This is a genomic window from Rhodanobacter sp. B04 (genome assembly GCF_002001125.1).
Lineage (GTDB): Bacteria > Pseudomonadota > Gammaproteobacteria > Xanthomonadales > Rhodanobacteraceae > Rhodanobacter.
Genome location: NZ_MUNV01000005.1, coordinates 609,471 through 633,147, shown reverse-complemented (window position 1 = coordinate 633,147; position 23,677 = coordinate 609,471). Strand labels below are relative to the sequence as shown.

Here is a 23,677-nt window from a genome sequence, read left to right as displayed (position 1 = left end):
TCAATAGGGCCACGTCGATCACTCCTGTTGCTCCCGCTCGTGCTGTGAGCGGAGGGTGGTAGGAGGTGGCTCAAATTTCGACGAAAATCACCCGGCGAAGTGGCTCAGTTTTGGATGGAACTCAACAGGCAATAGTCAAAACGGCTCATCAGCTGCTGCAGCTGGATCGCAGACGATTACCTCGATAGTTAGTTCAGGGGGTAACGTGGATGTTGCAATAGCCGATACAGTAGTGACTGCCGTGAGTACAAGGCTTGGCTTCGCCAATGTTGATGCTAATACCGTAGCAACGTATGGAGCGTATGCCTACGCAGGAATTCAAGCTAATCCAACACTGGGACCTGGTAGGTATCTCGCAGGGCCAGTTTTTGGAATGGCGGGAGCGTATACCGATATGGAAACGAGCGCATTGGTCAAATCTGCAGGAGATCCATGTGATTGTAAGAAATAGCAACTTGTTGCTTGCCTTAAGGGCCGTTGCCTATGCCTGGTTGGCTGCATTGCTTATCTCTGTCTGCTATTACCTGCTTATTGGCAGGTTGCCAATGGGCATAGACGCAAAAGTCATCGGAATTTTGTGTTTGGGCGGCGGTCTTGGCTATTTTTTTCGACGTGCTTCTAAGAAGGGAAAATAATTTCTGTGCCGAAGAGTAGAGCGATCGCTCTACTAGCCCTCAGCGATTGTTGCCGTCGTTTGCGTCATATCGGGTGATGCGCTGCGCCTCGAAAACTCGCGTCTAGGGAAAAATCGCACCGAACTTAGGAGAAGGTGTCTTCGTCATCCGCTCGCTAACCCGCATCACGCCTAGGGAAGCCGACCTCCGGTACGACGAACTCGCGCCAGGGGCAACTATCTATGCCTATGTTGGCAATGACTCGCTTAGCTACGTTGATCCACTCGGTTTGTTGGTGAACTGGAGAGGCACGGGGCAGGCATTCGCCGGGGTAGATGAAGTTGGCGCGGGTTTCTTTCGATTTGATCTGACGTCCGATTGCGTAAATGGGAAGCCAAGAGCCCGGGAATCCCGGCAGATGCGGATCTACAAATAATCGCCACGCTATTCCGCACGGAGCTGCCGGCGCGCGGGAAGAATCGGCGCGAGATGCTGGCACTTTTTGATCGGTTTCGTAAGGATGCCGTCCTGATGAGGGAGCTACAGAAACGTGGCCTCCTGGATGCCGATCTATGAATCCGCAAAACGACCCCGTGCGGTGCGGCGCCAAGACCCGTTCAGGCGCTCCTTGCGCCTCTCCTGCGATGCCGAACTGCACGGTGGCACATCCATCGGCGGCCCGGTCGGCAACGACAACGCGGTCAAACACGGCATCTATCGCGCCCTGTTGACTGAAGACAGAATGACCGCATCATGTGCGCACTGTTCCTTCAATCTGCGCGCAAGCTATTGATTGATCGAGGAGATTCGTGGGGAAACCTCAGGGACGGAGGTAGTTAAATAAGCCTCGCTGGATTCAGTCTTGGTTATATGACTGTGATGGGCGGCCTTGCGGTCTTACGGGCTGCCTTGCGCATGGCCATTGCTCATCGGCAGCCAGCCGCAGGCCTCATCCATCACACCGATCGAGGCGTGCTGTACAGCTCAGGCAACTACGCCATAAGGGGCCGGAGGTAGTTAAATAAGCCTCGCAGGATTCAGTCTTGGTTATATGACCGTGATGGGCGGCCTTGCGGTCTTACGGAAGCTGGTTGTCCAAGGGTCTTTTCAACCATGGCCTGAAAACGTGGGTCACCCAGTGCTCGCCCTTGTTTCAGGTGCACCCGAATGGTTTCGATTTCATCATCGCTCATGCCCGCGTGCAGCCAAGAACGGTATCCGTTCGCGATCGCCGGGAAGGACATTGGGCGGTGCAGAGAACCATGGGTGGAGTTCCAGGGGAGGGGTCTCGTCGGTTCGTGCCAGTAATGAATACTCCGCCCTGATGGGGGGCTTGGGTGGCCAGTACAGCTTGCGCAGCGTAAGTCGTACGGCTTTCGCCATCGTGCATCCATGCAGCCTGGTCAGGTTGACGATGGCTTGCCAGCCCACCGCAAAACCGTGCTCCCGAAAAGCGTCGGCCGCAGGAGCAGCCGATGCGAGGTAGCAGAAGATCGTATCGCCGCCGCTGCCGGAGAAATGGCTGCGAACATCCTGGGCATCCGCTGCGTCATTCATGACGCGGGCAACGGCACAGCTCAGTAACCAGGCTGCCGGTCGCAGCGAGTGCTGTGGTAATGGGAAAGCAATAGCCGCATCTGCGAACTCGAGTGACTGTTGCAGGAGTTCAATGCCGAGTTGCTCCGCGATCTGGTGCCAGTGAACTGACATTCGCCATCGTCAGGGCCGCCACTGAAGCGGTTTGTCAATGCGATGTAGTGGTAGCACATTAGATCACCCGAATAGGAACATGAGCCTCGGCCGCCCCCAAGGTTTCGTTCAATAGCAGCGAGCCGTGTTGAACCCAGGCGTGGGCGGAGAACGGATCACAGGCCACTCCCATGACGAGGTGGGCGTGCAGGCCGCGCTTGGCTAGGAACCTGACCATCGACAGCGAGTCGATCAAGCAGCAGGTTTCGATGGGCACGTAGGGCCGCACGCGGTTGAAAGCGGCTGCTGCTTCAGCCAAGTCTTGCTGGACTTCAGGTACATCGACAGCGACAGGCGGGGTGCGGACGCGGCGGTACTCGCTCAAGCTTCGAAGAATGGATTTCAGGGACCATGTCCTAAGCTGCCAGCGCATCATGCAAACAATGATGAACACGTCCCTGATTGCGCCGGCCGAGACGCGCTGGCCCAAGCAAGACGTTTCAAGCACGCTTTGGTCGGGAGGTGCGATATCCGGTCCGGTTGATCTCCAGAATCCCCCCCTCGAACTTCGCGTGAGTAGGTTGTACCTGGCCAGTTCACCGACGTTGGACGCCCAACGGCACCGGGCTGACCGTTCGTCAGATTGCGCACCAGACGGTCAGCATGGATTGCGACGAAAACAATCCACCCCTGTTTTCGCTGTGGGGCGCGGAACAACTCTCGCTGAGCCAGGATTGCGCAGCCGACCACATGCAAGAGAGTTTCGATGGCGAAAACTGGTCGGGCCATGCCGACCACACCGATGATGAGGGCGAGGTCGTGGTCAGCTGGCGACCCGTGGTGCATTAGCCATTTGTTGCAGTCGACACGGCCCCTTCATTCGGCAGTCGAGCCGGACGCGAACGGTGGCGTGGCGAGAATCCTGATCGAAGCCTGGTGCCGACCTGCGATGACAATCGTCACGGCGGTTCGCTGACAGCATGTTCTGTTGCGGTTCGTGCCGGCAGGCGATGCTGTGCTCGACCCGCCAGTGCATCGCCAGCAGGGCGATGACGGCGGCGCGGGTCGATCGGGCAAGGGGACTTATGCGAAACAGGATGTCAGCACGTGCACGCCATTTTCCACTGATGCTGGCCGCCGCCTGCACTGTGGTCGCGAGCCTGGCGATGGTTCATGCGGATACGCTGCAGGCGTCGCCGCCGCCAGCAGTCGCGCCACGCAGCCCGGCGGCGCTGCAGGCGGACGCCCTGTTCTGGCAGACGCTGCACGGTGGCGACTACGCGCATATCCAGGCCGCGCTGGAGGCCGAAACGGGTGCGCACCTGCGCGATCCGCGTGACGGCACGACCACCGCCCACGTCGGCTTTCTGCACATCTGGCGTATCTCCGAGCGCGCGCGCCAGGCATCGGTGGCGCCCACGGTGACCGACGATGCGGTGCTGGCGCGCAGCTACTTCCAGCGCGCCGTGGATCAGCTGCCGGACGATCCGCGCTACCAGGGCTTTCTGGCCAGCGCGATGCTGGCCGAAGCGGGCATCCAGCACGACCCGGCGTTGCAGCAGCAGGCCACGCGCACGATGCAGGCGGCGATCAAGGCGTGGCCGGCGTTCAACCTGTTCACGGCGGGCTACGTGATGAGCGGCCTGGATGCGGCGAGCCCCGGTTTCCGGCAGGCGCTGGCATGGCAGTGGAGCAATCTGGACGTCTGCGCCCGCGAGCCGGTCGACCGCCGCCGTCCGGACATCGCCCGGCTGGCCGCCCGCATCGAGGCGACGCCTGCCGATGCGCGCGATCGGCGCGCCTGCAACGAGAGCGCGATCGCCCCGCACAACCAGGAAGGTTTCTTCCTCAACATGGGCGACATGCTGGTGAAATCGGGCGACTGGCAAACCGCACGCAGCATGTATGCGGCCGCCAAATCCGCCCCCGGTTACGCCAGCTGGCCGTTCCAGCGCGAACTCGAACGGCGCATCGCCGACGCGCCGGCGAACGTGGCGCGCTTCAACGCGGTGACTGCGCCGGGCAGCACGCCGCCGGCGCGGATGATGCTCGACTCGACGTTCGCCTGCATGGCCTGCCATCAGCGGTGAAGCGCAGGCACGGGCAGCGGTGACGGCTATCCCGTTCGATCGCTCGACGGTCTGGATGTCGCCTTCGCTTCAATCGGCGCCGCACCGACTGGAGCTCGAATCTCTGGGTTGTAGTCGACCAGCCATCGCCCAGCGTGTGCGCACACTCTCGGTGAGGTTTCGAAAGACGTGCAGGTGCAGCCCGCTGCGCTGGGGCATTCCGGGGTAGCCGTTCACCAATCCGCCTTTTGGCCGGACGTATACTGCTGCACCGCGGCCATGCGCGCCTGTTCCGGTCGCTGTCCCTTCCGCTTCGGGAGACCTGCCATGAAACCTTCCCCGCTGTTCCGCCTGCTGCTGGTGGCCTGCGTGGTTCTCGCCTCGATCGTTGCACGGGCGGCGACACCGCCGCCGGACAACGTCAACGTGCACTACAAGGATCCCCAGAACTTCACCGAGGCGAAGCGCGATGTCGGGGTGCACCTGATCGACCCCGCCGCTTACCTGAAGCCGTTCCAGGCCTACATCGCCCAGCGTGCTTCGCGCATCCTGGCACCGGGCCAGCGGCTGGACATCGAGGTGACCGATGTGGACCGTGCCGGCGAGTACGAGCCCTGGCGCGGGCCCCGCTTCAACGACGTGCGCATCATCAAGGACATCTATCCGCCGCGCATCGATCTCGATTTCACCCTGTACGGCGCCGATGGCAAGGTGTTGCGCGAGGGCAGCCGCAAGCTGCGAGACCCGGCCTTTCTCAACCACAACATGGCAGGCGACCAGGATTCGTTGCGTTACGAGAAATCCCTGATCGACCTCTGGCTGCGCAGGGGCACCGGGAAGCTCTGAGGATCGGCGGCGGGATGGAAGAAGCGGGTGTCGACTGCTACCCCTGCAATGAAGGTGTCGGGGACGAGCGGCGCCTAGTTGAGCTTGTCATCCCCGCGATGCAGGGATCCGGCGCATCTGACCGCCAGAAGTCGCCGGATTCCTGTGGCATGTCCCGGGCGCGACCGATCAGCGGCGAGTTTCCTCTTTCTGCCCGGCGCAAGCTGTATGACGTGGCTGTCAGCGATGCGCTGCTCGCATGCCCGGACTGGCTGGAACCAGTGAAGCTGCGGGCCGGCGTCCTGAAGCCGCAAGAGGACGCAAGGCGTTACTCGTGATACCCGCAAGGCGCATCATTTGGGTATGCTGGAAAACCACGTGGCCCTCTCCCCATGGAGTCGATGGATCGCGTGAATTCCACACATACGGGACTACCCATCATGAACCTGCCTCGTTCGTCGCTCGTCGCCTCCCTGATCGCCGTGGCCAGTCTTTCCGCCTTCCCCGTGTCGTCCGTGCGTGCTGCCGACAACCTTGGCGGAGCCAACACACTTGCTGGTGGCAACCCTGTGCCCGGTCTGTGCCTGCTCTCGCGCGAAGCGGTCTTCGCGCAGGCCAAGATCGGCCAGGCCGCCAGCCAGCGGCTGAGCCAGCTGGCCGAGCAGGCGAACAGCCAGCTGGAGACCCAGCGCAAGCCGCTCGATGCGGACATCCAGAGCTTCCAGCAGACGTCGCCGTCCTTGAGCGAAGCGCAGCGCAAGCAACAGGGAGCGGCCCTGCAGCAGCGCATGCAGGCGTTTCAGACCCAGTCCGGCGAGACAAATCAACGCATCCAGCTGACCCGCGCCAAGGCCATGCAAAGTATCAGCGAGGAGGCACAGCCGATCATCGCCAGCAGCTATACAAGCCATCATTGCGGGCTTTTGCTGAACCGTGACGCGGTGATCGCCGGCAACATGGCCAACGACCTGACCGGCGAGGTTATCCAGGGCCTGGACCGCAAGATCACCACCCTCAGTTTCAACCTGGAGCCGCTGCCGAGCGGCAACGGGAAGTAAGCAGAAAGCGGGGCGGTGGCAAATGGCGATAGCCGTCTCCGCCCCCGCTTCAAGAAAACCGGGTAGCTGAGGTTCACTTGTCGCGGGCCCGGGCGACAGGGAGCAGCGATGATCGAAGGCTCATGCCACTGTGGTGCGGTGCGTTGGCAGTTCGACGGCCAGCCCGCTGGGGCCACGGCCTGCAATTGCACGATCTGCCGTCGCTACGGCGTGCTATGGGCCTACGACTACGTGGACGAGGGCATTCGTGTCTCGGGGCTAACGCGGGCCTACGTCCGCGGCAAGGCGATCGAGTTCCACTTCTGTCCGGTGTGCGGGTGCGTGGTGTGCTGGCGCGGCCTTGAGACGGACGCGGCGGGGCGTCGCCGCACCGCCGTCAACCTGCGTCTGGCCGAGCCCGCCGCCGTGGCGCAGATCCCCATCGACCATTTCGACGGGCTGGACATGTTCGAGGACCTGCCGCGCGATGGCCGCTGTGTCGCCGACTACTGGTTTTGAGGCGTATCTTGGGCAGCGGCAGCAGGCCGAGCAAAGCTAAGGGGCGATCCGTGGATAATTCCGAACATCGGAAACAGGTCGTGTCGCGTTTTTCCTAGCACGGTTCCTTGAACCCGGATTTCCGACGCCGGGTTCCGCCGATTTGCAATGTCTCCGTGCTGTCCCCTTTCGCCGTCACGCGAGCCAGGTTGACATCCATGCCCAGTCATTCGTCGAACCCCAAGAAGATCAAGCCGCTGACCGCCCAGCACGTGAAGCTGCGTTGCCTGCGCTGCGGCCGCAAGGCGACCATGTCGTACGCCATCCACGCTGCGATCCAGAAGCTGGGCGGTGCCGGCGCGCTCGGTTGCTGCTTCGGCAACAACGGTGTGTTGTGCGGCGGGCAGATGGTCAAGTACGGGCCGCTCATCAAGCGCAGTCGCACGCTCGCGCTGTTGCCTACCTATGCCTGGGCCAGGGAGCGTGCCTTGCGCCAGCGGCGCAGCGCAGCGATGGCGGCGGAAGCTGCCATCGATCCGGACGATATCGACGAGAACGATGGCAACGACGATCCGGACTTCGTTCTCAGTCGTGACTTCGACATCAGCATGCGCCTCACGCCGGAAGACATGGAAGCGCCGCGCATCGTGCCGGCAGCCCTCACCATCGGCGGCCCGACCACGCTCACCGGGATATCCACCGGCCTGGTGTCCACCGGCAATGCCGACCTTGCCGAGCGGCTCAAGTCGACCAAGACGAACTCGCCCGCGCAGAAGTCCGCATGGCGGCATGCACTTGACGTCGGCGCACCGAATGCCGGGCGCTATCAGGTTGGCAGGCTGGCGCATTACGAATGGTGCCACCTGCAGGGGGTATGCCTGGGCGGCAAAACCAACGCCGCCAACCTGGTCTGTGGCCACTTTGCCGTGAACACCTACATGGCGGTGATCGAATCGGTGCTTAGCGGTTCGGGTACGCAGCGGCGGATCCGGGTTACCGCCTGGTGTGACAAGCAGTACGTCGCCGACTGGCTGCGCTACGAGGTCTTCGACCTGACCATGAACAACATCTTGCCGCAGGCGCGGGCGGACATCTGGATCGATGGGCGCATCACCAAGTTTTCGCAGAACGACCGGACCCGGGTGGCCGATGAACTCGCACGAGCTGGCCTGGGTTGAATCCGTTTTGTACGCGCTGCGGCTGCGTGGTGTGCTGGCGCGGTCATGAAGAAAATGCGGCGCGGATGATTCCGGCAGCAGGCGATGCCAAAGGTACCTTCCGTTGCGGCAGCCACGATGGAATGGATCAGTCAGGCGTCAACGCCATTGAGGGAGGAGTGGCTTGTCGTTCGGATGGACTTTGCTGGGTACGATCGGCCAGCTGATGCTGGCCAACTTGCTTTTCATGCTCGTGGTTTTTTCCGCAGGCGGCATCGTCACCGGCAATCGACTCGGCAGGCTTGAGGTGAAGGTCCTGGACCTGTCGATGTTTGCGCTGCCTGGCGTCTGCGTGCTGAGCGCGCTCATGGTGTTGTTCATGCACTGGCGTGGCGGCACGGCGGCTTCGTACTGGTGGTATGCGATGCCGCTGGCGGCGACGGCGCTGTATCTTGCGTATTTCACCGGATTGATCCGTCGCACGCAGCACGGTCGATGACGGGGACGGTGTTGCGGATACGGTCAGTGCCTCTCCCGTCGGCGACATCGCGCCCGCGACACCCGCGGGGCGTCGGTCGGGGCTGGCGGCGCTGAACCTATTCCTCCATGCCGATCAGGCTCTCGATGTCGAGTTCGGCGGAAAACAGCCCGCGATCCATCGCTTCGTCCCGGGTCAGCGAGGACCCGACGAAAGCCTTGGGCACGAGGCCGATTTTCTTGATCTCGCCGCTCCTGCTCACCTCGTAGCCAGCATGGTCGTACTTGATCTGATAGGTGTAGCGCTTGCCTTGAATACGTTGGTAAGTTGCTTTGCGCATCTCTGTAGCTCTTGCCGTGTGCCGATCTCGTCCATGGTTAGCGCCAGCTTCACGGTTCGTCCGGCGCGTCCAGTGAAAAGTTTTGCAAGATGCTTGCCAGATTGGCAGGGAGCCTCTGCGACAGGCACGCATCCCCCTGTCCTGGCGGCATGGAACCAGCTTCCACGGCACTGCACGCGGTCATCGCGTGCGGAATACGCTCCTTTGTGGCTGGGCTCTACCGGACGGGAGACATTACGCGCAGGGGCTTTCGCATGGCTGCGCTGCGTCAGGAAGTGACCCGTCGCGTACGTGGGAACGGACGGCCTGCAGGGACGACGAGCAGAAGTTCGGCGCTTGGAGAGTCGCTTCAGTGTTGCCGGGCGGCCAGCCAGCCGTGAACAGGGCCCAAGATCAGGATCGAAAGAAGTCGGGGTCGAAAGCGGTGGCCTGCACGCGGCAGCATGGCATGCAAGATATTGCGCGATCGTCGCAATGACACGGCGTATGTATGTGCTTAAGATGCAGCACGGCCGCCGCAAGACGAAGCCGCATGCGGGTCCTCTGGGGAGATACCAATGAATCGTCGTTGTCCGTCGTGGGCGTTTGTCGCGCATGCCACCTCGTCGCACTTGCGTCCTTTGGCTGCCGCGTGCGCTGCGGCCTTGTTCTTCATCATGGCAACCGGCGCGGCTTCGGCGCAGGAGACGGCAGGCCAGGCTCGAGCGAACCCAGCGACATCCGAACCGGCGCCGGCCAAACCGGACGCGAAGACCCCGGCGGCGGCCAGCAAGAAACCCAAGCCTCCCGTAGCTGACCTCAGCACCATCGTGGTGACCGGCATCAGCAGCAGCATCCAGAGTGCGATGAAGCTGAAGGAGGACTCCGGCAATATCGTCGAAGCCATCTCCGCCGAGGACATCGGCAAGCTGCCGGACGTCAGCATTGCCGACAGCCTGGCGCGCCTGCCTGGCCTGGCGACGCAACGTGTCGATGGCCAGGCCAGCGCCATCTCGATCCGCGGCCTGTCGCCCGACTTCGCCGGCACCACGCTGGATGGGCGCGAGCAGGCGACCATCGGCGAAAACCGTGGTGTCGAATACGATCAATACCCGGCCGAGTTGATCAACGGCGCGGTGGTGTACAAGACGCCGGACGCCAGCCTGGTGGGCCAGGGACTGTCCGGTACGGTGGACCTGCACACCATCAATCCGCTGGATCTGTCCAAGCGGACGCTGGTGTTCAATCTGCGCGGCGAGCACAACAGCGACGGCAACCTCAATCCCGGCACCGGCACCGGAGACAACGGGCACCGCGCGAGCTTCTCGTATGTCGATCAGTTCTTCGACCACACGCTGGGCCTGGCCATCGGCATCGCCCAAGTCGACCAGCCGATCCAGGAGAAGCAATACCAGGCCTGGTGGTGGAGCGCCGACAACGGCTCGGCGGGCATCGACCAGAATTGGGGCGGTCCGCACACGCCGGGCATGCCCGACAACGTGATTTCGCAGGAAGGCATGCAGTTGCGCGCGCAGTCGCAGGACCAGAAGCGCAACGGTTTGATGACCGTGCTGGAATGGGCGCCCAACGAGTACTACTACTCCAAGCTCGACCTGTACTACTCCACGTTCGACAAAAGGAAGTTCACCAACGGTGCGCAGTGGTCCAGCAGCCCGTGGGACAACATCTCCTACGACAACGTGGCGACTTCGCCCGGCCAGCCGTTGCCGATCGTCACCTCGGGCACGGTGAACGGCATCGCGCCGATCCTGCAAAACGAATACACCAAGGAGCATGACAAGCTGTATTCGATCGGCTGGAACAACAAGTTCTATGTCGACGACTGGACGGGCATGGCCGATCTGTCGTCCTCCAGCGCCACGGTGCGGCTGCATGACGCCTACCTGTTCAGCGGCCTGTCCAATGGCGCCTTCACCAGTGTCGGCTTCAACACGCCGGCCGGTTATGGCTATCCGGATTTCACGCCAGCGGTCGACCTGAGCAACCCCGCTTCCGCGGTCTTTACCGATCCGGACAACTACGGCTACAACGGTCGCGAGGAATTCGACCGCCAGATCGACAGGATCCATGCCCTGCGCCTGCAGGTGAGCCATCCGGTGGGGTGGATCTTCAGCAGCATGGATCTCGGCCTGGCCTATTCGGATCGCACCAAGACCAAGCAGGCCGATGTCAACTTCGCCTGGCTGGATGGCAACGGCTCCACCGATGCGACCTACCAGAACCACTACAGCACGCCGATCAATCCGGCGTTTCTCTACAACCCGTCATCGCTCGGCTATGGCGGGATCCCGGGCATCATCAACTACAACGTGCTGGGCGCGATGTACAACCAGTTCTACCTGACCCCGGAAAACGGGCAGGGCGACTGGAGCCGCAACTACACGGTGGAGGAAAAGGTTCCGCTCGCCTACGTCAAGTTCAACATCGACACGACGGTGGCCGGCATCCCGGTGGGTGGCAATGTCGGCGTGCAGTTCGTGCATACCGATCAATCCTCCGATGCGCTGCAGACCGATGGCAATACGCTGGTCGGCAGGATTGCCGGCGGCGCGTCGTACAACAACGTGCTGCCGAGCCTGAACCTGAAGGCCGACCTCGGCAACCGCCAATACCTGCGCTTCGGCCTGGCCAAGACCATGGCGCGCGGCCGCATCGATGACGAGAAGGTTTCCACGTCCGCCTATGTGGCGAAAGTCACCGATGGTCCGGCCGCGGGACAGGTGCTCTGGACCGGCAGCGGCGGCAATCCCCAGTTGCGGCCTTACGTCGCGGTCGGTACCGACCTGTCGTGGGAAAAGTATTTCGGCGAGGCGAGTTACGTGGCGGCGGCGGTGTTCCACAAGAACCTGCTGAACTACATCTACAACCAGACCGTCCTCAACTACGACTTCTCGCATTACACCAACGACACTCCGACGTTGATCCCGACCAGCAACATCGGCTCGTTCACCACGCCGGAGAACGGCACCGGCGGCAAGATGGACGGCCTGGAGCTGTCCGGCTCGCTGGAGGGCGGCTTGCTGGCGCATGCGCTGGAAGGGTTCGGCGTGCAGGCCAACTACTCGCTGACCAACAGCTCGATCCCGACCAGCTCCATTTCGGCGATTCCGGGCAGTCCGAGCACGCTGCCCGGCCTGTCGCGAAAAGTGGCGAACCTGACCTTGTTCTATGAACGCTACGGGTTCTCCGTGCGCGTGGCCGAACGCTATCGCTCGTCGTTCACCGGCGAGGCCGTGGCCTTGTTCGATCAGCTTGGCTACACCAAGATCCTGGCCAACCGCCAGACCGATCTGCAGTTGGGCTATGCGTTCTCCAGCGGACGCCTCGACGGGCTGTCGATCCTGTTGCAGGTCAACAACCTGGGCAACTCGGCGGACTCGACGGTGCAGGTCTCCACGCTCGCCAACAACGTGCCGCTGACCCGTCCGCTGGAATACGACACCTGGGGGCGCACCGTGCTGCTTGGCTTCAACTACAAGTTGTAGCCCTAGCGATGGGCCGCGAGGCGCCGCATCGCGGCGCCCTTGTCCGTCCGGTGCGACTCCAGGCGCGTGCTTCATATCCCGCGGGCTGGTGCCGCAGCAGTCGCGTGCTGCAGAATTATGCTGCCGGTGCAGCCCGCGTGCCTCAATGGAAACCACACGCTTGTAAAGTGTCAGGCGAATGCTCCAGACAAACGAGGCTTCCCATGGTCCCTACCCGATGCTTGTGGTTGGTATGCGCAGCGCTGGCGATGCTCGAGTGCGCGGCCAGCGTGCTGGCGGCCGACACGGCCGCGGCGAAAGACGTTCCATCTTTGGCGGCGCCATCGGCCAGCGATGGCGTGCCGGAGCGGACCCGCTATACGGACTGGCCGGCGATCAAGAGCCGCGTTTCCACCGATCCCGCGCTGGAAGCGCGCGTGCGGCACATCGTGGCAAGCATGAGTCTCGCCCAGAAAATCGGTCAGATGACCCAGGCCGAGATCAAGTCGATCACGCCGGCCGAGGTGACGAAGTTTTATATCGGCTCGGTACTCAATGGCGGCGGCTCCTGGCCCGGCGGGAGCAAGCACGCCGGGATCGCCGATTGGCTGGCGTTGTCCGACCGTTATTACGATGCATCGATGGCGACCGATGCGGCGATCAAGCTGCCGGTCATCTGGGGCATCGATGCCGTGCATGGGGACAACAATGTCTTCGGCGCCACGGTATTCCCGCACAACATCGGCCTGGGCGCCGCGCACGACCCGGCCTTGATCGAGGAGATCGGCGCGGCAACCGCCCGGGCGGTGCGCGCCACCGGCGTGGAATGGGCGTTCGCGCCGACCCTCGCGGTGGCACAGAATGCCCGCTGGGGACGCACCTACGAAAGTTTTTCCAGCGAGGGCCCGCTGGTGCGCGCCTATGCGCGCGCCTACGTCACCGGGCTGCAAGGTGGCTTCGGCGACCACAACGTGATGGCGACCGCCAAGCATTTCATCGGCGATGGCGCGACCTGGAACGGAACGGACCAGGGTGACGCCAGGGTCAGCCTCAGCGACATGATCAACGTGCACGGATCGGGTTACTTCGGCGCGCTCGAAGCCGGAGTGCAGAGCGTGATGGCGTCCTACAGCAGTTGGGACGACGTGGGCGCCGGCATCAATTACGGAAAAATGTCCGGCGCGCACGCCTTGTTGACCGATGCGCTGAAGGAGAAGATGGGATTCGATGGCTTTGTCGTTTCCGACTGGAATGCGATCGGCCAGTTGCCGGGCTGCAGCAACGCCAGTTGCCCGCAGGCGATCAATGCCGGCATCGACATGGTGATGGTGCCCGATGACTGGAAGGCCTTCATCGCGAACACCATCCGCCAGGTCGAGGACGGCCAGATCCCGATGGCGCGCATCGATGACGCCGTCAGCCGGATCGTTCGCGCCAAGTTGCGCATGGGCCTGTTCGGCACGCGGCCTTCGCAGCGCGCAGGGGCCGGTGCTGCCGGGTCATTGCAGAGCCGCGAGCTGGCGCGCCGCGCCGTGCGGGAATCGCTGGTGCTGTTGAAGAACAACCACGACGTGCTGCCGTTGAAGCCGGGCAGGAAAATCCTGGTCGTGGGAAAGAATGCCGACAGCCTGCCCAACCAAACCGGCGGCTGGTCGCTGACCTGGCAGGGCACCGGCAACGGCAATGCCGATTTCCCCCATGGCGAGACGATCCTGGACGGGTTGCGCCAGGCCGCCGGCCCGGCGAATGTCACCTACAGCGAAACGGCACAGGGCGTCGATCTGCAGCCCTTCGATGCCATCGTTGTGGTGATTGGCGAGACGCCCTATGCGGAGACCCTGGGCGACATCATGCCGTCGGCGACGCTGCGGCATAGCGATCGTCATCCGGAGGATCTGGCGGTCTTGCAGACGGTGGCCAAGGGCCACAAGCCCGTCGTTACCGTGTTCGTGGCCGGGCGTCCGCTCTACGTCAACAACCTGCTCAATCTCTCCGATGCGTTCGTGGCCGCCTGGTTGCCCGGGACCGAAGGCGCGGGCGTGGCCGACGTGCTGTTTGCAGGCCATGCCGGTGCGGGTTCCTACAATTTCAGCGGGACACTCGCCATGCCGTGGCCCGGTGTTCCCTGTCCCGACGCAAGCAATGGCAGTGCCAAGGCGACGCGCTGGCTGTTCGCGCCCGGCTACGGGCTGCGCTATCCCGCCAAGCATGCGATGGGTATGCTGCCTACCGATCCGGCCGTCGACGCCTGTGCCGAAGCGTCGGTACTGTCGGTGTTCCACACGCTTGCCGTGCCGCCGTTCTCGATGTACCTGGCCGGTGCGAATCCGGAGCAGCCCGCGCATGACATCGGTTCCGATCTGAACGCCGTGATCGAGTGGCCGGCCAGTCATCCGCTGCTGCGTTTGCGCACGGTGCAAGTCAACACCCAGCAGGATGCCAAGTCCGTCAGCTGGCTCGGCGCCGGCCGATTTTTTGCGCGCAGTCCGCAGCCGAGGAACCTGATGCCGCTGCTGGCCACCCATGCGGCCCTGCAATTCGATGTGGTGATCGCCACGCCCGCCAAGGGGCCGCTGAAGGTTTACATGGGATGTGGCGACCACTGCACGACCAGTGTCGACCTTGCACAGACCTTTGGCCGCTATGCGAACGGTACCCGCCATACCGTGTCGATCCCGTTAGCGTGCTTCGCCAGGAACGGCGCCGACCTCTCGCACGTCGATGTGCCGTTCGGCGTGCTGGCATCGCCGCCATTTTCCGCCGCGTTTGCCGACGTGAAAATCGTCGCGGGTACGGCGGCTGGACGCACCGACTTGCCATGTGCAAGCCTGGGAGCGCCGTGATCGTGGGGTTGTCGCAAGTGAGCCGGAACGTGGTCGACAGGTTTTGTGCGCACCATGGATGAGCGCAAAGGCGTTCCCGGTTGGGTGGCCATGGCATCCGTCGCCTTGATCAGCTTGCTTGCACTGGCTTCCCTTCATGCGCCGCGCCGCAGGTCTCCCGCGGCCGGGCCGAAGGTCACCCCCACGATGCATCCGATGATGCCCACCGTCCAGCTGTGGCTGAGCACGGCGGATCGCCGGCTGCGCCTGGTGCAGCAGCCCGACATCGAGATGAGTGCCGGCGGGTCGCTGCCCGCCGATGTGGTCATCGACACCCACAAGACCTATCAATCCATCGTCGGCTTCGGCGCCGCGCTGACAGACTCGTCGGCGTGGTTGCTGCAGAACAGGATGAGCGAGCAGCAGCGCGGCGCGTTGTTGCAGGAACTGTTCGGGCCGCCACCCAACCTCGATCTGAACATGCTGCGCCTGACCATCGGCGCCTCGGATTTCTCGCTGCAGCAATACACCCTGGACGATCTTCCGTTCGGCCAGGTCGATCCGGCATTGCAGCATTTCAATGTCGCCGCCAATTTGCATGACGTGATACCGACGGTACGCGAGCTCATGGCCGTCGATCCCCAGCTGCGCATCGTCGCGTCGCCGTGGAGCGCGCCGGCGTGGATGAAGGACAGCGAAAACCTGATTGGCGGGGCGTTGCTGCCGCAGTACGAAAGCACCTACGCGGACTATCTCGTCAAGTATCTCGATGCCTATCGCGGCTACGGCATCCCCATCTTCGCCTTGACCCTGCAAAACGAGCCGGGCTTTGTGCCGGTGACCTACCCAGGCATGGAATTGCCTGCGGCCACGCGGGTGCGCCTCATCGCGCAGTATCTCGGCCCGGCGTTGGCCAACCGCAAGCCAAGGACACGCATTCTCGAGTGGGACCATAACTGGGACCAGCCGGAGCAGCCCTTGGGCGTGCTGGCCGACCCCGATGCGGCGCGCTATATCGATGGCGTTGCCTGGCACTGCTACAGCGGCAGCCCGTATGCGCAGGGCAAGGTGCATCGCGCGTTTCCGAAGAAGGACGCCTACATCACCGAGTGTTCCGGCGGCGACTGGGAGTCCAGCAAGAACGGTGAGCTGCTCTGGTTCACGCGAGACCTGCTGCTCGCCGGACTCAGGCAATGGGCGCGCGGTGTCGTGTACTGGAACCTGGCGCTCGACGAGCAGCACGGCCCCCATTTCGGCGGATGTGATGCCTGCAAGGGCGTGGTCACCATCGACTCGCGCACGGGTGCGGTGAGTCGCAACGATGAATACTATGCGTTCGCCCACTTCAGCCGCTTCGTCTTGCCCGGTGCCGTCCGGGTGGGATCGAGCGCCACCGACAAGGGCATCGACAACGTGGCGTTCCGGAATGCCGCTGACGGGAGCATCGTGCTGGTGATGGTAAACAGCAATGCGCAGGCGCGCCGCATCTCGGTGATGCAGGGCCAGGCCGGTTTCCAATATGCGCTGCCGCCGCAGAGCGTGGCGACTTTCGTATGGAATCCGGATCGGGCAGGCGCGTGGGTGCGACGCGTTCTCGACTGGTTGAAAAGTGTCCGCTGACGATGGCCTGGATAAGTCTGTGTCCATCATTCCAGCGTCTTCGGTATCTTCAAGCGGTACTGGGTCCCAGCTTCCGCCGGGATGACGAGCTGTCCAGACTGTTCCTGGCAAGCGGGACGATCGGCGACCGCAATCAATTGGCTTACGCAGTGTTCCGACAGACGCCTATTCTCCAGCGAGAGGACCGCATGATGTGCCCAGCCTCCAGTTTGCTTCGAAACGCCGTTGCCGCGGCGCTGTTCCTTGCGTGCAGCGTCGGGCTTCCGCTTTGCGCACAGGCGGCGCCTGCCGCGCAGGGGCCGAAGGTCGTGGTGATCAGCCTGGACGCCTTTGCTGCGGCCAGCCTGCATGAGCCGGAGCTGCCGGCGCCCACGCTGCAGGCGTTGATGCGGCGAGGCGCCTATGCGGTTGCCATGCAGCCGATCAATCCCACCATCACCTGGCCCAACCACACCGCCATGGTCACCGGCGACGACGCAAGCCTGCACCACGTGCTGGTCAACGGGCTCATCGTCAACCAGCGCGCCGCCACGCCACCCAGGATCGAGATGTGGGTGCCGAAGTCCCGGCTGGTCGCCGTTCCCACCGTCTACGATGCCGCGCACCAGGCGGGGCTCACCACGGCGCAGGTGGACTGGGTCGCCATCGAGGACGCAGCGGGCATCGACTGGCCATTCGCCGAGCGCCCCGATCCCGACGGCGCGATCGAGCAGGATCTGCTGCGGCAGGGCGTGATCACCCATGACCAGCTCGTGCATTTCGGCGAGCCATCCCAGGCCTGGCGCGATCGTATGTATACCCGCGCGGCGATCGACATCATCCGGCAGCATCACCCCGACCTGCTGTTGCTGCATCTGCTGGCGCTCGACAGCATCGAGCACGAGACCGGCTTCGGCAACGACTCGGGACGCAACACGATCGCCTTCCTCGATGACCGCGTGAAGGAGGTCGTCGACGCGGTGCGCGCCGCCGGCGACTTCGACCGCACGACCTTCATCATCGTCTCCGACCACGGTCAGCGCAGCGTGCACCAGCTGTTGCACCCCAACGTCCTGCTCAAGCAGGCCGGCCTGCAGGCGGCCTCGGCGACCCAGCCCAGCTACAGCATCGTCGACGGGGGTTACGCCCTGATCTACCAGCGGCACGCGACGGCGGCTTCGACCGCGGCGCTGAAATCGCTCTTCGCGGGCAAGCCCGGCATCCGCTCGGTACTGACGCCCGCCGAGGCGGCGAAGTCAGGCTGGCCGACGCCGGCACAGAGCGATCAGGCGCCTGACCTGCTGCTCTACGCCACCGACGGCTACGCTTTCCGGGAGGGCGACACGGGCGACTATGTGACAGCGACCAAGGAAGTCGGCGACCACGGTTATCCGAACTCGGATCCCCTGATGCAGGGCATCTTCATTGCGGCGGGTTTCGGCATACGGCCGAAGGGTGAAATCCCCGCCTTCCTCAATGTCGACATTGCGCCGACGATCGCGCAGCTCCTGCACGTTTCGCTCGGCACGATCCAGGGCAAGCCGCTGACGGACATTCTGGAATCGCCGGTCGGCGTGGCCAAGTAGGCAGATCCGGCAGGCCAGTCAAACCCCTGTCGAGTTGCGCCGAGGCACACTGGCCGACTGCCGTGCCGGTCGGCGTTTCAGTCCGGTGTTAAAGTCGCAGGCTTGATATCCATGCAGAGCGAGCCACGCGATGAGCAACCATGCACCTTATCCGATCGGTACACCCGGGCTCCCCTGGGGCAAGCCGGAGAGGGCGGAATGGCTGTCGCGGCAAACCGCCCAGCGTAGTTACGCCGCGGACGTGCTGAGTGTGATCGAGGCACTGCGCGCGCGCTTCGACGTGTCGGAGTACGGCCGGCTTGATTACGCGCCTCACAGCTATCCGCTGTTCGCGATCATGAGCCGCGACTGGCGCGATGAACTTCCCATCATGCTGGTGACGGGCGGCGTGCATGGTTATGAAACCAGCGGCGTGCACGGCGCGCTGCAGTTCGTCGAGCAGCATGCGACGAGCTATGCCGGCCGGGCCAACCTGGTCGTCGCGCCGTGCGTCAGCCCGTGGGCCTACGAGCGGATTCATCGCTGGAACGCGGATGCGCTCGACCCGAACCGCTCGTTCCGCGAGAACAGCCCGGCGCGCGAATCGGCCGCGCTGATGCAGCTGGTCGCGCCGTTCCGCGATCGCGTGCTGATGCACATCGACTTGCATGAAACCACCGACAGCGACGAGAGCGAGTTCCGCCCGGCGCTGGCCGCCCGCGACGGCAAGGCGTACGAACCGGGTGAAATTCCCGACGGTTTCTATCTGGTCGACGACAGCGCGCATCCGCAACCGGCGTTCCAGCAGGCGGTCATCGCGGCGGTGGCGAAAGTCACCCACATTGCCCCGGCCGATGCCAAGGGCGAAATCATCGGTTCGCCGGTGGTGGCGCCGGGTGTCATCGAGTATGCGCTCAGCGAGCTTGGTCTCTGCGCCGGCATCACCAGCGCGCCGTACAAGACCACCACCGAGGTCTATCCGGACAGTCCGCGCGCCACGCCCGAGCAATGCAACGCCGCACAGGCGGCAGCGGTGTGTGCAGCGATCGATTTCGCGTTGGCGCATCCCGCAAAGGCTTTGGTCGAGCGGTAACCAAGCGGACGTTGCCGGCTTGGGCAGCGTCGGCTCTAAGGCCTAGAGGTTGCGCCGCGGCGGCACTGTCGCGCGCGTCGCGCCTGCTGGATGCGCGCGCTCGGTGGCTGGGGATCGCAACGGCTTCGGTGCGGTCGCATGGCAGGGGACGATGGCAGCGCAGCGAGGGTGGCGCGCTGTCGTTGCAGGTTTCGGTTCGTGGCAGTGGTCGCTAGCCGAGGGCTGCGCACGCACTTTTTTCAAGCCAGTCTGACGCCGTGCCTGGGCAGGATGAGCTGCGTCACGACGAACCGATGCTCCTTGATGGCATCGTGGAATTTGCGGTAGTCGGACTGTTCGAATCGCTCGCACCAGGTCGGCAGGCGGTCGCCGTCGGCATCCGCATCGGTGATGCCGGTGGCGAGGTCCTTCCACGAGCCCGATCCCTTGGAAACGTAGGCGGGAATGTCTTCCGCGAAGCCGGGGACGCTGCCACTGGCGAATGCCCGGGTCAGCACCTGCAATCGCTCGACGGGGTCAGCACTGCGGTTGGAGCCAAGCAGCGTCGCCAGTGCGGCGCTGACATCCGGCGGCAGTCCCGCTTGCTGGGCATACGCGCTGTCGCCGCTGTGAAATCCCTTGATGGCGCGGTAGGCCATGTCGGCTGCTTCCATGAAGATAAGCAGGTTGTCGCGCTTGAACTTCAGGCCGTGTCCATTTTCGTACTCCCACTTCGCCCACGGCTGGTCGGGAAAGTACAGGGCGGCACCATGGCCAAGTTTCACCACGTGGTCGAGGAAGCCGGTTTGGGCCGTATGCACCACGTCGTCGAGCGACTGCTTCAGTTTGCCCAGCCAGGTCTCGTGCGTGACGTCGTCGCTGCTAAGTGACCTCACCACGTTGTGGTCGCTGATCGTGCCGCTGAAGTTCTGGTGCGCCCAGGTGTCGATGTAGACATGCAGGGTGATGCCGAGCCGGTGCAGTGCGTTCTCCGCGCCACGGCTGTCGATGGCGTGGGTGACCATTTCCCGCGCGATCGTGCTGTCGGGTTTGCAGACCGACTTGTCCTCCAGCGTGCTGCCTTCGCCGGCGGGCAGGAAGTGGAATGGCGCCCAGATGCGCTTGTCGCTGGTGTTGTCGATGTTCATGTAGTCGAACATCTTGTGCGCGCTGGCAAATCGCTCGTAGCTTTCGCCGCCCTCGAACTCGAGCACGCCGGAGACGGTCGAGTCATCCACGTACTGGCAGGCATGCGCCACCGTTTCCGCGTCCGGCTTTTCCAGTCCGGCGAGCCGGCCCAGCAGGTAGATCACGCCGTAGTGAAAGTCGATGTTCATCGAGCCACCGTCCTGACGGGTTCCAGCCATGGCAAAGATAGCTGCAAACGGCAGTCACATACCGAGCAAATGACGCTGCTGTTCCGGCAAAGAGCCTATGCTGACAATCCATGCACGCCAAGAGGCTTTTTCAGCGATGAGCAATGTCTCCGGCAAGACGAGCAATGGCTTCGCCTACGAAGGGGACTACCAGCCCGCGAGCGCGGGCCGTGTGAACTGGACAGCGACCTTTCGCCATGAGGGTGATTACGCCGGCATGCGACACGGCTGTGTCCATGACATGCCAGGCGTCCCCGTGGCGACCATGGATGACGCAGTAAAGGCCGACATCGAGTCGACCTGGACGGATGCTGCCTGACGAGCTAGGCGCGTCGACGATCAGCGATCAGCCTCGCTCGCCGCCACGGCCAACCCGGACACCACGCCCAGCGAGGGGTCGCCCAGCACCAGCGGGATCTCCGGAAAGCAGGCTTGCACGCGCTCCTTGACTTGCGGCGAGCGCGACGTGCCGCCGGTGAGGAAGACGCTGGCGGGGAGTTCGTCGAGGTCGTTGCGCACGGTCGCGAGGGTGCGCTCCATCTGGCCCAGAAACGAGGCGATGGCGCTGTGGAAATCCTCGCTGTCGAGTTCGACCGCCAGGCCATGCTCGATGAAGTCCAGCTCGGCGCGATGGCGTGTCGACGCGCTCAGGGTGATCTTGCTGCGCTCGGCGGCCTGGTTGAGCCGGGTGGTGGCGCCCGGTTCCTGCAGGGCGCGCAGGCGCGAGCCGTAGGGCTCGTCGATCAGGCGGTAGTTCTGCTGACGGAACTCGCGCTGCTTGGGCAGGTTGTGCACGCTGGCGGCATCCACGTAGCGGTGCGCGGGCATGCTGATCCGATCCTTGCCCAGTTGCGGCATGAAGCCGTGCAGGCTGACGCTCACGTCGAGGTCGGTGCCGCCCTTGGGCAGGCCCCAGCTGCGCGCGATGCACGCGGCTTCGCCGCCGCCGAGCCGGGCATGCGCCACGTCGGTGGTGCCGCCGCCGATGTCGACGATCAGCGCGTGCTGCCGTTGCTGCAGGCTCTGGTGGTAATGCATCGCGGCGGCGGCCGGTTCTTCCAGAAAGGTCACGCTGTCGAAGCCGGCCGCCGCGGCGGCCTCGCGCAGGATCTCGATCGCCTGCGCCGAGCCCTGCGCGCCCATCGAGCTGCGGAACTCCACCGGCCGCCCGATCACCGCGCCGCGGACCGGCACGCCGAACTGGCGGCTGGCGGTGAGGCGGATGTGTTCGAGGATATGCGTGGCGATGTGCACGATCACCTTGCGCACCTGCGGGTCGAGCCGATAGCCAAACATCGACTTGGGCGACTCGATCAGGTTGCCGCCGCCGCTTTCCAGATAGCCTTCCACCGCTTCCTCGCCAAACAGCGCGTGCTGGAAACTGGCGACCGAGGCGCCGACGGCGCGGGTCTGTTCCTCCAGCCACTGCCGGCGTACCACGCGCAGTGCCTCGCGGCGCAGTTCGCCTTCGCTGCGCGATGCGGGTGTCTGTCCATGTGCCGCGGCAGCCGCGGCCAGCTGGCGCTGCTGGGTCCGCGCCAGACGCAGCTGGGCCTCCAGTTGTGCTTCCAGTGCCGGGGTCAAGCTGAAGTCGCTGGGGTCCGGCACCCGTTCGGGGAAGAACACCGCCGTGCGGAACTGCTCGGCGTCGCCGAAGCGCACCAGGGTCAGCTTGCCATCGATGATGGCTGCGGCGGCCGAATAGCTGGTGCCGAAATCGATACCGATGTGCATGGGTCACGTTGTCGCTGCATGGCAACCCGGCAGTATGACGGTTGCACTCGCGATGGCCTAGGCGTCGTGCGTGAAACAGGGGTGGCCGGGCTACACTTGCGCCTGTCAGCCCTCGACAGGATGTCCATGAACCGTCTGCCCGGCCTCGATCTGCTCCGTACGGTCGCCATCGTCTGGGTGATGCTGTTCCACTCGTTCATCGTCGGCGGCCTCGGTCCGGACTTCGCGTGGCTCTCGCGCTACGGCTGGGCGGGGGTGGACATTTTCTTCGTGCTCAGCGGCTTCCTGATCGGCACCCAGGTGCTGCGGCCGTTGCAACGCGGCGAGCCGTTGCCGTTCGGCGTGTTTTACGCGCGTCGTGCCTGGCGCATCCTGCCGGCGTTTGCGGTGGTGCTGGCGTTGTATGTGTTGTTCCCGGCGCTGCGTGAAGCGCCGGGGTTGCAATCGTGGTGGCAGTTCGCCACGTTCACGCTGAACCTGCTGATCGACTACGACCGCAACCAGGCTTTTTCGCACGCCTGGTCGCTGTGCGTGGAAGAGCATTTCTACCTGGTCTTTCCGTGGCTGGCGTGGTGGTTGACGCGCCGGCCATCCGCCGCGAGATTCGTCAGCGTGTGTGCTGGCGTGGCGATGCTCGGCATCGCCTTGCGTACGCTGGTCTGGTTGCACGACGCGGCGACCGATCCGCCACGCAACTGGTATATCGAGGACATTTATTACCCGACCTGGATGCGGCTGGATGGCCTGTCGACGGGTGTCGCGCTGGCCGCGTTGAGGGTCTATCGCGCGCAGGTCTGGGCACGGCTGCAGGCGCGTTCGAACCTCCTGCTGTTCGGTGGCGTGGTGGTGTCATGCCTCGCGTTCTGGTTGTTCCGCGATCGTACGGGTCTGCTTGCGAATGCGCTCGGCTGGCCGCTGCTGTCGTTCGCCTTCGGCTTGCTGGTGTTTGCCGGCGCGGATCGCCAGAGCCTGATCGGTCGCTGGCGGGTGCCTGGCACCGGCTGGCTTGCCGCCATTTCGTACAGCTTGTATCTCAGCCACAAGATTGCCTTCCATGTCGTGCAGACAAGCTTCGGCGTGTCGTTGCAGGGGCGTGGCATGCTCGCCTTCGCAATGTACGCGGCGGCCGTGCTCCTGCTGGGTGCGGCGCTGCACTATCTTGTGGAGCGCCCGTTCCTGCGCCTGCGGGAACGTCGGGAAAGCAACCGTGTCCGCAGGGCGCAGGCGGATGAGGGAAGCCCTGGGCAAGACCGGTGTGCTTGCGTGGCGGGGACGGCGGAATCACTCAACTGATCCCGCTCGCCGAACATCTTGGCGGGTGGGTCGCAAATCAGGCAG

The 23,677-nt window shown here is 63.8% G+C and carries 21 protein-coding genes; 16 read left to right on the top strand and 5 right to left on the bottom strand.

The features are described from left to right. The first annotated feature begins 1,176 nt into the window (after positions 1 to 1,176). Complete coding sequence (locus B0E46_RS02780) at positions 1,177 to 1,407, top strand: hypothetical protein (RefSeq protein WP_139350390.1); 231 nt, start codon at positions 1,177 to 1,179, stop codon at positions 1,405 to 1,407. A 389-nt stretch (positions 1,408 to 1,796) separates the two neighbouring features. Here the strand turns inward: B0E46_RS02780 and B0E46_RS02775 are convergent, their stop codons facing one another. Together B0E46_RS02775 and B0E46_RS02770 are read right to left on the bottom strand one after the other, a co-directional pair. Then, on the bottom strand, positions 1,797 to 2,324 hold the full coding sequence (locus B0E46_RS02775) for a hypothetical protein (RefSeq protein WP_077554129.1): 528 nt from the start codon (positions 2,322 to 2,324) through the stop codon (positions 1,797 to 1,799). Positions 2,325 to 2,382: 58 nt separating this feature from the next. Then, a complete protein-coding gene (locus B0E46_RS02770; RefSeq protein WP_077554128.1) occupies positions 2,383 to 2,793 on the bottom strand; it encodes a lasso peptide biosynthesis B2 protein in 411 nt (136 codons plus the stop codon). A gap of 173 nt (positions 2,794 to 2,966) precedes the next feature. Here B0E46_RS02770 and B0E46_RS02765 point away from each other — a divergent pair, with 173 nt between their 5' ends. From B0E46_RS02765 to B0E46_RS02730, 8 genes are all read left to right on the top strand, one after another. After that, on the top strand, positions 2,967 to 3,152 hold the full coding sequence (locus B0E46_RS02765; RefSeq protein ID WP_077554127.1) for a hypothetical protein: 186 nt from the start codon (positions 2,967 to 2,969) through the stop codon (positions 3,150 to 3,152). A gap of 248 nt (positions 3,153 to 3,400) precedes the next feature. Beyond that, positions 3,401 to 4,393 (top strand): hypothetical protein, encoded by a 993-nt coding sequence (locus B0E46_RS02760; protein WP_139350389.1) that lies wholly within the window; start codon positions 3,401 to 3,403, stop codon positions 4,391 to 4,393. Positions 4,394 to 4,699: 306 nt separating this feature from the next. After that, positions 4,700 to 5,218, top strand: coding sequence for a DUF3016 domain-containing protein (locus tag B0E46_RS02755; protein WP_077554125.1), 519 nt, complete (start codon positions 4,700 to 4,702; stop codon positions 5,216 to 5,218). A gap of 14 nt (positions 5,219 to 5,232) precedes the next feature. Then, the gene (locus B0E46_RS02750) at positions 5,233 to 5,535 is read left to right on the top strand and encodes a hypothetical protein (RefSeq protein WP_077554124.1); all 303 of its coding nucleotides are present in this window, start codon (positions 5,233 to 5,235) and stop codon (positions 5,533 to 5,535) included. A gap of 102 nt (positions 5,536 to 5,637) precedes the next feature. Next, positions 5,638 to 6,255 (top strand): OmpH family outer membrane protein, encoded by a 618-nt coding sequence (locus B0E46_RS02745; protein ID WP_077554123.1) that lies wholly within the window; start codon positions 5,638 to 5,640, stop codon positions 6,253 to 6,255. A gap of 108 nt (positions 6,256 to 6,363) precedes the next feature. Next, positions 6,364 to 6,753: a GFA family protein gene (locus tag B0E46_RS02740; RefSeq protein ID WP_077554122.1), complete on the top strand. Its 390-nt coding sequence runs from the start codon at positions 6,364 to 6,366 to the stop codon at positions 6,751 to 6,753. A 197-nt stretch (positions 6,754 to 6,950) separates the two neighbouring features. Then, a complete protein-coding gene (locus B0E46_RS02735) occupies positions 6,951 to 7,910 on the top strand; it encodes a hypothetical protein (protein WP_077554121.1) in 960 nt (319 codons plus the stop codon). 163 nt (positions 7,911 to 8,073) lie between these two features. Next, positions 8,074 to 8,388, top strand: a complete 315-nt coding sequence (locus B0E46_RS02730) for a hypothetical protein (RefSeq protein WP_139350388.1) — start codon at positions 8,074 to 8,076, stop codon at positions 8,386 to 8,388. A 97-nt stretch (positions 8,389 to 8,485) separates the two neighbouring features. On the opposite strand, the gene B0E46_RS02725 is transcribed toward B0E46_RS02730, so the two are convergent. Continuing rightward, positions 8,486 to 8,707, bottom strand: a complete 222-nt coding sequence (locus B0E46_RS02725) for a hypothetical protein (RefSeq protein WP_077554119.1) — start codon at positions 8,705 to 8,707, stop codon at positions 8,486 to 8,488. 557 nt (positions 8,708 to 9,264) lie between these two features. On the opposite strand from B0E46_RS02725, the gene B0E46_RS02720 reads away from it, so the two are divergent. From B0E46_RS02720 to B0E46_RS02700, 5 genes are all read left to right on the top strand, one after another. Next, positions 9,265 to 12,192 (top strand): TonB-dependent receptor, encoded by a 2,928-nt coding sequence (locus B0E46_RS02720; RefSeq protein ID WP_077554118.1) that lies wholly within the window; start codon positions 9,265 to 9,267, stop codon positions 12,190 to 12,192. Between the two features lie 203 nt (positions 12,193 to 12,395). Then, on the top strand, positions 12,396 to 15,014 hold the full coding sequence (locus tag B0E46_RS02715; protein ID WP_254425014.1) for a glycoside hydrolase family 3 protein: 2,619 nt from the start codon (positions 12,396 to 12,398) through the stop codon (positions 15,012 to 15,014). A 54-nt stretch (positions 15,015 to 15,068) separates the two neighbouring features. Next, complete coding sequence (locus tag B0E46_RS02710) at positions 15,069 to 16,613, top strand: glycoside hydrolase family 30 beta sandwich domain-containing protein (RefSeq protein ID WP_077554189.1); 1,545 nt, start codon at positions 15,069 to 15,071, stop codon at positions 16,611 to 16,613. Positions 16,614 to 16,924: 311 nt separating this feature from the next. Beyond that, complete coding sequence (locus B0E46_RS02705) at positions 16,925 to 18,178, top strand: alkaline phosphatase family protein (protein WP_217316305.1); 1,254 nt, start codon at positions 16,925 to 16,927, stop codon at positions 18,176 to 18,178. 130 nt (positions 18,179 to 18,308) lie between these two features. Then, complete coding sequence (locus B0E46_RS02700) at positions 18,309 to 19,250, top strand: M14 family metallocarboxypeptidase (protein ID WP_077554117.1); 942 nt, start codon at positions 18,309 to 18,311, stop codon at positions 19,248 to 19,250. 239 nt (positions 19,251 to 19,489) lie between these two features. Here the strand turns inward: B0E46_RS02700 and B0E46_RS02695 are convergent, their stop codons facing one another. Continuing rightward, the gene (locus B0E46_RS02695) at positions 19,490 to 20,596 is read right to left on the bottom strand and encodes a DUF6765 family protein (protein ID WP_217316304.1); all 1,107 of its coding nucleotides are present in this window, start codon (positions 20,594 to 20,596) and stop codon (positions 19,490 to 19,492) included. Positions 20,597 to 20,663: 67 nt separating this feature from the next. On the opposite strand from B0E46_RS02695, the gene B0E46_RS02690 reads away from it, so the two are divergent. Continuing rightward, a complete protein-coding gene (locus B0E46_RS02690) occupies positions 20,664 to 20,924 on the top strand; it encodes a TonB-dependent receptor (protein ID WP_254425013.1) in 261 nt (86 codons plus the stop codon). A 20-nt stretch (positions 20,925 to 20,944) separates the two neighbouring features. On the opposite strand, the gene B0E46_RS02685 is transcribed toward B0E46_RS02690, so the two are convergent. Further along, positions 20,945 to 22,339, bottom strand: coding sequence for an Hsp70 family protein (locus B0E46_RS02685; protein ID WP_077554114.1), 1,395 nt, complete (start codon positions 22,337 to 22,339; stop codon positions 20,945 to 20,947). Positions 22,340 to 22,465: 126 nt separating this feature from the next. On the opposite strand from B0E46_RS02685, the gene B0E46_RS02680 reads away from it, so the two are divergent. Then, a complete protein-coding gene (locus tag B0E46_RS02680) occupies positions 22,466 to 23,632 on the top strand; it encodes an acyltransferase (RefSeq protein WP_077554113.1) in 1,167 nt (388 codons plus the stop codon). Positions 23,633 to 23,677: the final 45 nt, after the last annotated feature.